General features: G+C 65.6%; 9 protein-coding genes. 2 read left to right on the forward strand and 7 right to left on the reverse strand.

Annotation, left to right across the window (positions count from 1 at the left end; all coding sequences use genetic code 11):
* Positions 1-188 precede the first annotated feature (188 nt).
* From ACWEKM_RS44250 to ACWEKM_RS44280, 7 genes are all read right to left on the reverse strand, one after another.
* Positions 189-2,168: a serine hydrolase gene (locus ACWEKM_RS44250; protein WP_451626970.1), complete on the reverse strand. Its 1,980-nt coding sequence runs from the start codon at positions 2,166-2,168 to the stop codon at positions 189-191.
* A 201-nt stretch (positions 2,169-2,369) separates the two neighbouring features.
* Positions 2,370-3,299, reverse strand: a complete 930-nt coding sequence (locus ACWEKM_RS44255) for an MBL fold metallo-hydrolase (RefSeq protein ID WP_451626971.1) — start codon at positions 3,297-3,299, stop codon at positions 2,370-2,372.
* Positions 3,300-3,709: 410 nt separating this feature from the next.
* Complete coding sequence (locus ACWEKM_RS44260) at positions 3,710-5,401, reverse strand: amidohydrolase (RefSeq protein ID WP_451626972.1); 1,692 nt, start codon at positions 5,399-5,401, stop codon at positions 3,710-3,712.
* The gene (locus ACWEKM_RS44265) at positions 5,398-6,288 is read right to left on the reverse strand and encodes an ABC transporter ATP-binding protein (protein ID WP_451626973.1); all 891 of its coding nucleotides are present in this window, start codon (positions 6,286-6,288) and stop codon (positions 5,398-5,400) included. Before ACWEKM_RS44265 ends, ACWEKM_RS44260 begins: the two co-directional genes overlap by 4 nt.
* Entirely contained in the window at positions 6,285-7,280 is a 996-nt protein-coding gene (locus ACWEKM_RS44270) for an ABC transporter ATP-binding protein (protein WP_451626974.1), read from the reverse strand. The genes ACWEKM_RS44265 and ACWEKM_RS44270 overlap by 4 nt, the downstream gene beginning before the upstream one ends.
* Before the next feature lie 2 nt (positions 7,281-7,282).
* Positions 7,283-8,140: an ABC transporter permease gene (locus ACWEKM_RS44275; RefSeq protein ID WP_451626975.1), complete on the reverse strand. Its 858-nt coding sequence runs from the start codon at positions 8,138-8,140 to the stop codon at positions 7,283-7,285.
* The gene (locus ACWEKM_RS44280; protein ID WP_451626976.1) at positions 8,137-9,081 is read right to left on the reverse strand and encodes an ABC transporter permease; all 945 of its coding nucleotides are present in this window, start codon (positions 9,079-9,081) and stop codon (positions 8,137-8,139) included. The genes ACWEKM_RS44275 and ACWEKM_RS44280 overlap by 4 nt, the downstream gene beginning before the upstream one ends.
* Positions 9,082-9,407: 326 nt before the next feature.
* On the opposite strand from ACWEKM_RS44280, the gene ACWEKM_RS44285 reads away from it, so the two are divergent.
* Both ACWEKM_RS44285 and ACWEKM_RS44290 read left to right on the forward strand, forming a co-directional pair.
* The gene (locus ACWEKM_RS44285) at positions 9,408-9,578 is read left to right on the forward strand and encodes a hypothetical protein (RefSeq protein WP_451626977.1); all 171 of its coding nucleotides are present in this window, start codon (positions 9,408-9,410) and stop codon (positions 9,576-9,578) included.
* Positions 9,579-9,700: 122 nt separating this feature from the next.
* Positions 9,701-10,356: transposase (locus ACWEKM_RS44290; RefSeq protein WP_451626978.1), on the forward strand; the 656-nt coding region annotated here is incomplete at its 3' end.

Consider the following 10,356-nt stretch of genomic DNA (forward strand, 5'->3'; position numbering starts at 1 on the left):
TCACGCTCAGCCCCAGTCGGATCGGCGACATCGCCCGGGCCGCCCTCGTCCTCAACGGAATCTGGAAGTGATCACCGTTGAGAAAACCTCAGTGATTACCGCACCGAGATGACCGAACGATTCCGCGCGGAACGACCGACCGGCGGCAGGGGTTGGCGGACGCCGCCCCCTGCCGCCCTTTCAGCGCGTCACTCGACCACGCCGCAGATCTTGTTGCTGAACTGCGGCGAGATCACATTCTTCATGAGGTTCTGCACCGCGGTGTAGTTCGGCGAGGCGTCCGGGACATTGCCTGTGATGGTCAGGACGAATTTGTTGCCCTTGCACACGAAGTTGTCCTGGTTTCCCCAGCCGCGGAAGCCGGTCAGGTGGTCCAGGCCGTATTCCGACTGGGCCTCGATCCACATCTGGAAGCCGTACCAGCTCGGCGTCGTCGCGGGGATCGTGGAATCGGCGGGGAACCCACGCGCATACAGCTGCTGCACGTGCTTGGTCGTCATGAGCTTGATGAAGGACGTAGGCACCAGCTCGGTGCCGTTCCAGGTTCCCTTGTTCAGCACCAGCTGGCCGAGCTTGTGGAAGTCACTCGGCGTGAAGTAGGACTCGCGCCCGCCTTCGTTGATGCCGTCACCGAGTGTACGGTTCCCGCCATTTGCCTCTTCACGGTGCACCGACCACTTGAAGTTGCTGATGCCCAGCGGCGTCAGGATCTGCTGCTTGATGAAGTCCGCGGTCGCACCCACGGTGGCACCGGTGTTGTAGTGGATGATCGCGGACAGCAGATGGGAGTTTCCGGTGTTGTAGAAGAACTCACCCAGTGGCTTCTGCTTGGTGGGCCGGCTCGGTCGGCTCAGGATGTACGTGACACTGTCGGCCGCGCCGTCCATCTCCTCGAAGTCGGACTTTTCGGTGTCCGTGTTGATCCCGTCGTTCCATGACAGGCCACTGGTCATCGTGAGGACATTCTCGAGAGTGATGTCTGCCTTGTTCACGTTTCCGTTGTTGGTGAACAACGAAGCGTACTTGGCCGGCAGCAGATCCGTCAGCTTGGTCTGGTACGGGTTCGTCTGGTTGAACAGCTGCGGCTTGGTCTTGATCAGGGCCGCGATGCCCAAGGCCGTGATGGTCTTCGTCGCCGACTGCAGTTCGTGCTGCACATTCGCACCGCCGCGGAAGTACTGGTCCGCGATCTTTTCACCGCAGTACGTCAGCGTGTAGCTGTCCAGGCCGCTGGCGTTGGTCTGGATCCAGTTGACCGCGCCGGTGGTGAGGGCGGTGCGCTGCGCCGAAGTGAGCGGCGTGCACGCCGGTGCGCCAGATACCGAGTAGGAATCCGTCCTCGTGTCGCTCGTCAGGCCGGTGCTGTCGAATGCGCGCGCGCTGACGCTGAAGTTGTTTCCCGTCGGGTGATTGCTGATGGTGTACGTCCAAGTGCCATTCGCGGCCAGGTTGGCGTTGACCACGCTGGAATCGTGCAGGGTCAGCTGGACGTGGTCGAGGTCGCCGTTGGCGTCGGCCGCCGAGCCGCTGAGGGTCACCGTGGTGCCGTTCACCGAGGTCTTGATGGTGCCGAGGGTCGGCGCGACGGGCCCGGTGGGTGCTTGGATGGTGAAGGTCTTGCTTTGCGTCGTGCTTTGATTGCCGGGCACGTCGACCGCTTTCGCGGTCACGGAGTGGCTGCCGTTCGCCAGCCCGGTGAGGGTCGTCGACCAGTTGCCGCTTGCGTCGACGGTGACGTTGACCGGTGTGCTCGTGCCCAGTTGGACGACGACCTTGGCCAAGTCCCCGTCCACGTCTGCGGCAGTGCCGGAGATGGTTGCGTTCACACCGCTGACGGTGACGTTCATGCTGGTCAGGGTCGGGGGATGGGTTGCGGCGGGGCAGAGGTTGTTGGTGTCGAGGTACCAGTTCGCGGAATCCCACGAGTTCAGGCCCTTGAGGAGCGTCGTCGTCGCGTTGGCGTCGTACCCGAGGAACTCGCCCCCGGTGGTGACGAAGTAGCCGTAGTTGTAGGCGCGGCCAGCGGTGACGTGGCTGCTGTTGGTGCCGGTTGCGCAGGTCGGCGTCACGGCGTGCGCCACGGACGGATTGACGATCCCCACCAGTCCGGTGAACAGCAAACCGGTGGCGCACAGACTTCCCAGACGTTTCTTTGCGTTACGTCTCATGCTGCACTCACTTCCTTTCCACGGTGTTTTTGCCGATCCCCGAGGCCGGTGACGGCACGGCCCCGGGGACGCTCAATCAGCCGATGGCGGAGGTACCCTCAACGCCTCGGCGGCGGAGCCGATTTCGAGCTGGAAGACGCGGCGTCCCAGATCGATGCATCTGGGGTGGAGCTTTTGCGTCCGAGCGGCAACCGATAGGACTCAGGACATGTGGTTGAGCAGGCTCCAGTACAGGAAGAAATCTGCTTCCTTGTAGTCCGGGTAGAGAGCCGTGATCTGGGCGGTGGCGTCGTCGATGTCCTTGGCGCTCTTCACGATCCGCACGTAGTTGTCGAAGTAGTCGATCTGCTCGTCGAGCATGGACAAGCTGCCCGGGTCACCGTGGCCCGGATACACCATCGGGTTCAGGCAACGATACTTGTTGCGGATACGCACCAGTTCGTCTCGCCACGCGGCCACGCGGTCGAGCGTGATGTCGTCGCCCATCCACGGATGCACCTTGTTGTAGGCGAAGTCGGCAAGAAACAGAGCATTGATCGACGGGCAGTAGACGGTCGTCATGGTGTGCGCCTCGGTCGCTGGATAGTCTGTGTTCAGATCACAACTTCCTCCGCCCTGGAAATGGAGCTTCCTCCCGCCGAGCACCTTGATGTCGTGCTCGTAGTCGAAGCCTTGGGGGAAGGAACGAGACTTGGGCCGCAGCGATTCGTCCAGCGCTCCGAATCCATCCATGTAGACGGCATAGTCCTTGATGTCACGGCGAACGTCCCTGTTGGCGACGACGATCCGAGACTGCGGGAACTGGTCCCGGAAGAGAGGCATTCCGGTGAAGTGGTCCGTGTGCCCATGGGTGATCAGCACCTGCTTCAGCGGCAGACCCAGCCCTCGCACCTGATCCGCCAACTTCTGAGCTTCGGCTCTCGTGCGCTGGACGTCGATGACCGTCAGGGACTTGCCGTTGGACAGAATGTACGAGTTGACCGTCGCATAGCCGCCTTTGTAGACAGTCACGCTGATCTTGGGCTTCCGTGCATCCACCTTGGCATCGGATGCGTTCGCCGTGACTGCCGACGGTGCCGCGACGAGAGCAACTAGCAAAGCCCCCAGCGTTGTCAGGCTCTTTGTCTTCACGTGCGTATCCCTTTCGTGCGTCGCGTTCCGGCTCGCCGGCGCAGATGGATTTGTCACGGTGCTCGGACGGTGACGACAGACCGTGCTCAGCACGTACCGGCCTTTCGTGGCGCGCGAAAGGCGCAACGGAAAGCCTTGATTACCTGGATAATTCGACTCCGGGGATGACGGAGTCGTGAATGCCGCACTGCCCGGCAGTGGGTCGTTTGTGTCCGAACAGTATCGAGCGTGCGAACAGGAGGCAAGACTTCGGACAACCCGGATTCCGATCCCCGAAATCCCCTCCGACTGCACTTCTTGCCTGCCTTGCTTCTGTTGCCGCACGGCTATTCCCGCGCGCCGGTGCTGCCCGATGCCCGGCGGCCTCAAGGGGCGGCCGCCCGGCACCGGGCCATGTCACGTCGGGAAGTTCAGCTTTCGCGCTCGTGGACCACGCGGCCGCCGAGGAGGGTCATCCGCACGGTGGCCTGCGGAATGTCGTGCGGGTCCATGGACAGGAGGTCCTGGTCGAGAAGGCACAGGTCGGCGACCTTGCCCGGTTCCAGGGTTCCCTTCCAGTCGTCCGCGAAGTCCTGCCAGGCCGCCGCGGCTGTGTAGCTGCGCAGAGCCTCGGTCAGGGTGATGCACTGCTCGCCGCCGCTGACTTTGCCGCTCGCCTTGGACTTGCGCAGCATCATGGTCGAGACGCCCTGGAGCCACTCGGGGGCGGTGACCGGGGCGTCCGAGCCGCTGGTGACGTTGATCCCGGCGTCGATCGCGTCGCGGTAGGGCCACTCGTACGCGGCGCGTTCCGCGCCGACGAACTCCTCCTCCAAGTCGGCGATCGTCCACTTGATGGTCGGGTTCATGTTCACCCCGAAGCCGTGCTCCGCGCAGATGCGCATGCTTCGAGCAGTGAGGAAATCGCCGTGGATGACGTAGTGCCGGGAGTCCTCGCGCGGATACGTGCGTACCGCGGCGGCGAAAGCGTCGACCACGGCATCGATACCGCGGTCGCCGGTGATGTGCACACCGACCTGGTGCCCGGCCCGGTGGGCGTAGGAGATCATCTGGTTGAGCTGGGCGACGCGTTCCTCGTCGGTTTCGCCGGCGACGGTCAGCGCGCCACAGCCGCCGCCGACGTAATGGTCGTGCATCCAGGCGGTCTTGTTCGGCGGGATGCCGTCGGCGAGGATTTTGACGCCGACGACGTTGACCATCTTGGGGTCTTCGATCGGCGGCACCGTCATCGCGTCGAGTTCGGTGGAGAAGTCCTCGAACGAGCTGCCCATGGACACCGGCATCAGCAAGGCGGTCACACGGGCGTTGAGTCGGCCTTCCGCCAACAGCCGCTCATAGGCCTCCAGCCCGCCTTTCCCCATACCGCCGGCCTTGTCACCAGGACCGAGGCCCGGCTCGGTGAAGCTGGTGATGCCGAGCGCGTTCAGCTCGGCGACCGCCAGCAGCACCGCAGCCTCGCGCCCCTCGTCGTTCAGAGGCGGCAGCAGTTCCGTGACGGCGTGCTGGGCTCCCTCGCTGAGGATGCCGATGGGCCGGCCGTTCTCGTCGGTGAGGATGGTCGAGCCGGGCGGCGGGATCGTGTTCTCGTCGATCCCGGCCATCTCGAGGGCCAGGGTGTTCACCCAGATCGTGTGGTAAGAGAAGTCCTGTAGGTAGACGGGGTTGTCAGGGCTGACCGCGTCGAGGTCGTGCCGGGTGGGCATGCGCCCCGGCTCCTCGCGGCGCTCTGTGAGGAATCCGAGGTCCCAACCGGCGCCGAAGATCCACTGCCCCGGCTTGGCGTCGGCGGCCGCCTCGCCGACGACGCGGGTGATGTCGGCGATCGACGTGACGGTCGGATAGCCGACGTCGAGGCTGAGCGGCGGTCGGGTGAGTCCCCAACTGATGGCGTGCAGGTGGGAGTCGTTGATGCCGGGCAGCAGGGTCCCGCCATGCATGTCCACGACCCGGGTGTCGGGGCCGACGAGCTGTTCGATGCCCTGCCGGTCGCCGACGGCGATGATCTCGTCGTCGGCGACGGCCAAAGCCGCGGCCACCGTCGAGTTCTCGTCGATGGTCAAGACCGTGCCGTTGACGTAGACGATGTCCGCGCTCCGGTTCATGACGGCTCCTTGCCTGCGGTTTCGGGGGTGGGCAGGTCAGCCTCGGGGATGCGTCGTTCCGGGCGCCAACCGGGTCGTGGTGCGGCTGCCCTGAGCATGCGGGTGTAGGGGTGCTGGGGGGCGTCGAACACCTCGGCGGTCTCGCCTCGTTCAACGATCGCGCCGTTGCGCATGACGATCACGCGGTCGGCAAGCTGGCGGATCACGGAGAGGTCGTGCGAGATGAAGATGTAAGACATGCCGGTGTCGGCCTGGAGGTCGGCCAGCAGATTGAGGATCTGGGCCTGGATGGACACGTCGAGCCCGGACACGGCCTCGTCCAAAATGATCACATCGGGTTCCGCGGCCAGGGCCCGGGCGATACCGATGCGTTGACGCTGCCCGCCCGACAGGTTGATCGGCAGAGCATGCCGACGGCGCGTGTCCAGGCCGACGGCGTCGAGCAGTTCACCGGCCCGCTTCTCACGTTGTGCCGTGCTGAGCTCGCCGAAGTGCAGGCGCAGCACCGTCATGACAGTCTGGTGTGCGCTGTGCCGCGGGTCGAGGGAGGTGTACGGGTCCTGGAAGACGATTTGGGTCTCGCGGGCCCGCCGCCGGCGCTCCCGCGCCTTGGTCGCCCCGTGGCTGCGCGGTTGACCGTTGACGACGATGCTGCCGGCGTCGGGCCGCTCGATGCCCAGGAGCAGCTTGGCGACCGTGCTCTTGCCGGACCCCGATTCGCCGACAAGGCCAAGGCATTCGCCGCGCAGGACATCGAAGGACACGCTGTCGACTGCGACGAACTCCTGGCGGCCCAGCCGGAACGTCTTGCGCAGGCCGGTCGCCTCGATGACTGTGGACCCGGTGTCCTGCAGCCCGTTCATGCGATGTGTTTGCTGCGCGGTCATGCGGTCCACCTGCGTCCGGATACAAGAGTCTCGGCGAGTTCCACAGAGCGGTGGCAACGCACTTGCCCGCCCGCTTCGGCAACCAGGTCGGGCCGCTCCGCCCGGCACAGGTCCACCGCGTGGGAGCATCGGTCGTTGAAGGCGCACCCCTGCGGTGCGGCGAAAGCAGCCACCGGGTTGCCGGGAATGGAGACGAGTCTGTCGACGCGTCCATCCACTGCCGGACGGCAGCCGATCAGCGCGGCAGTGTAGGGGTGTCGGGGCCGGTCGTACAGCTCCACCGCGGGACGGCACTCCACAATGCGGCCTGCGTACATCACCGCGATGCGATCGCAGATCGCCACGGCCAGGTCGAGGTCATGGGTGATGAACAGCAGCGCCAGGTCGTGTTCCTTGCGCAGTTGATCGAGCAGCAGCACAACCTCGGCCTGGATGCTCACATCCAATGCGGTGGTCGGCTCGTCCGCAAGGATCAGCCGGGCGCCGGACCCGAGGGCGCTCGCGATCATCACTCGTTGCAGCATGCCGCCCGAGAACTCGTGCGGGTACTGGCGCAGCCGGGCGTGGGCGCGGCTGATTCCGACGGAGTCCAGCAGTTCGAGCGCCCGTTCCTCGGCGTCCCGCCGGTCCAGGCCCTGGGACATGCGCAGGCCCTCGACCAGGAAGTCGCCGATGCTGCGCAGTGGGTTGATGGCTGCGCGGGGGTCCTGGAAGATCATCGCCACTTGGGTGCGCCGGTAGCGCTGCAGCGCAGCGGTGTCCATGTCCAGCACGGAGTTCCCGTCGAAGGCGACACGGCCGCTCACCTGGCTGTCGGTCGGGAAGATCTTGAGGATGGCGCGGGCGGTGAGTGACTTGCCGGAACCGGACTCGCCGACCAGGCCGAGTGCTTCGCCGCTGTCGACTGCCAGGGTGATGTGCTCGAGGAGGGTGCGCCGGCGCCTGGTGCGGCCGACTGTCACCGCAAGGTCCTGGAGTTCCAGAAGGGCCACGGTCAGTCCTCCTTGCCTGTGTCGGAGATCTTGTTGCCCAGGTGGGTGAAGGCGAGGACGAGCACCACGATGCACACTCCTGCGGAGAGCGGCCCGTTGTAGCTGCCTTGGACGATGCTGTTGGTGTCACCGACCATGACGCCCCAGTCAGGTGCGGGCGGATTGATACCCAGTCCCACGAAGGACAGCATCGCGAGGTCGACCAGGGCGAAACCGAAGGCGGTGGTCGCCTGGGCGGTGATCATCTTGGCGAGGTTGGGCAGCAGGTGGCGCAGCGCAATGCTCAGTGCCGACTGGCCCTGGACGTAGCAGGCGACGATGTACGGCTTGGATCGCTCGCGCAGCGCGGCGGTGCGTGTGATGCGGGCGGTCCAGGGGACGTACGCGATCGCGATGGCGATGACGGCCGCGGTCAGGCCGCGCCCGAAGACCACCACGATGAGCGCGGCGACCAGGACTGACGGAAAGCAGAACACCAGGTCCAGGGTCCGGCCGATCACGCGGTCCGCCCAGCCGCCCTTCCAGGCGGAGACGAGTGCGAGCGGTACGCCCACCAGCAGGGACAGCAGGACTACGAAGAGCGGTCCCAGCAGGCTGGGGCGGGCACCGTGGAGCAACCGCGACAGAATGTCGTTGCCGGCATAGTCGGTACCGAGTGGATGACTCGCGCTCATCGGCAGCGACTGGTCGAGGATGCTGCCACCGGTAGGACTGTGCGGCGCCAGCACCGGGGCGAACAGTGCCCCGAGGACGGCGATGGTGGTCAACGCGATCGCGGTCCAGGTCAGTGGCGACAGCCGAGGCAGGCGTCGAGTGCCCGACTGCGGTGTGCTTGAAGGTGCTTCCAGGGTGGCGCTCACGATCTCGCTCCGATTTTGACGCGGGGGTCGAGCATCCCTTGCAGGATGTCGACGACCACCGCAGTGATGACGGTGACCAGGACGATCAGCAGGGCGATCGTCTGCACGACCGGGTAGTCATGGGCGGTGGCGCCGTTGAGCAGCAGCGAGCCCAATCCACTGAGGCCAAAGGCCCGTTCGACGATTACGGAGCCGGCGATCATGGCGGGAATCTGCAGGCCGACCACGGCGAGCATCGGCGGTGCCGCGTTCCGCAGGACGTGCCGCCGGAAGACCCGTCCGGAGGGGATGCCGCGTGCCGTCTCGGTGAGCGTGTGCGGGCTGTCGGTCTCCTCCCGCATCGCAGCCCGGCCGATGCGGGCCAGCATGGCGGAGGAGACGATCGCCAAGGTGAAGGCCGGCAGAGTCAGGTGCCACAGCCGGTCGATGAAGCCGCTTCCTGCACCGGTTGCCGGGAAGATGCGGAACTGCACGGTAAGGACGGTGGAGAGCAGGACGGCGGTCACGAACGTCGGAATGGTGGCACCGATGGTGGTGCCCAGCGCGACGATCGCATCCGGCACGCCCTTGAAGCGGGCGGCGACCGCGGCCGCCGTCGTGCCGATGACGATCACCAGCAGCTGCGAGTAGACGACCAGCCACAGGGTGACGGGGGCGGCGGAGCGCAGCAGTGCGGAGACGCTGGTCTGGGAGGAGATCGAGGCACCGAAGTCGCCCTGGACGGCGTTGGCCAGCCACAGCCAGTACCTCTCGAAGAACGGCTGGTCCAGGTGGTACTGGGAGCGGAGTTGGGCGACGCGTTGCGGGTCGGGTGTGTGGTTGCCGAGCAGCGCGCTGAGCGGGTCTCCGGGGGCCAGATAGACGAGGCCGAAGATCAGCAGGCTTGCCACGAGCAGCAGGACGACGAGGGTCGCGGCTTGTTTGCCTAGGTAGCGAAGCATGGTGATTCCTTCGCCGGTAGAAGTTCGGAGGTGATCATTGACAGCCCCTGGGGGAGTGCCGATACTTACGGGATCGTAAGGCCCCAAACGGTAGCAGTCGACCGCCACCATAACCAGTGCCGACAAAGGGAATTCCTGAGCACTCGACTGCCCCACCGATTTCACGATTCCGCAGACGCCGAATCGCCCATCTTCGGCGTCTCACCAATCTTCCAAAAAAGGAAGGCATTGGCATGCCCAGAATGCGTAGACCAGTGACGGTGGTTGCCGCGGCACTATTGCTCGGCACGACAGCCGCATGCGGCAGCAGCCAGAATGACGACGGCTTGAAGACTGAGCAGAACGGGAGCAAGGTCTACCGCACGGGGGCGCCCACCAAACCCCTCGACCAGGTCAAGTGGTACACCTTCTATCGCCCGGTCCTCGGGCTGGTGGCGGCGGCCTACAACGACTACCCCGAGCTGACCCCGGCTCTTCAGCGGAATTGGTCGATCTGACGCCCTGACAACAGAAAGGTGCCGCCGACCTGCAAGGATGCGAGTGTCTAGATCGAATCCGGCACAGAAGTCAGGGCACCTTTCTGGTGAGCGAGCGTACAGGGTGGGACCGTGGTCTGTCTGTGACGGCCGACGGGAAAGGGCTGGTCGGGCATGCCGGGGCGGTGCTGCTGCGGAGGCTCGCCGACCGCGTCGGCCTGACCGACGCACTGGCGGGAGTGCTGCCATCGGGCACGACCTCGTCGTGGCGGGACCGGGCCACAGCGCTCGTCGGCCTCGTCGTCGCGATCGCGCTCGGCGCCACGAATCTGCTGGAGGCCGAGCAACTCCAGTTCCATCACGGCCCCCTGTTCGGACCGGCAGTGTCGGATTCCACGCTGCACCGGCTGCTGTCCGCGACGGACGAGACGAGACGCGCGCAGATCGCGAAGGTACGACAGCGGGTGCGTCGTCACGTCTGGACGCTGTTGCACCTGCGGCCCGGCGGCTTCCCGTATCTGACCGTTGCGGGGCGGTATCTGAAGGGCTGGATCGTGCTCGACATGGACGCCACGGTCATCACCGCGGCGTCCAGGAAACAGGGCGCCTCCGGCACGTTCAAGGGCACCTTCGGCTTCCACCCGCTGGCCGCGTGGCTGGCCAACACCGACGAGTGCCTGGCGATGGAGCTGAGGGAGGGCAACGCCGGCGCGAACACCGTTGCCGATCACCTGCGGGTGCTGGATGCCGCGCTCGCGCAGATACCCGGCTCCTCCCAGGCCAAGATCCTGGTGCGGGT

This window comes from Streptomyces sp. NPDC004752 (assembly GCF_053601275.1).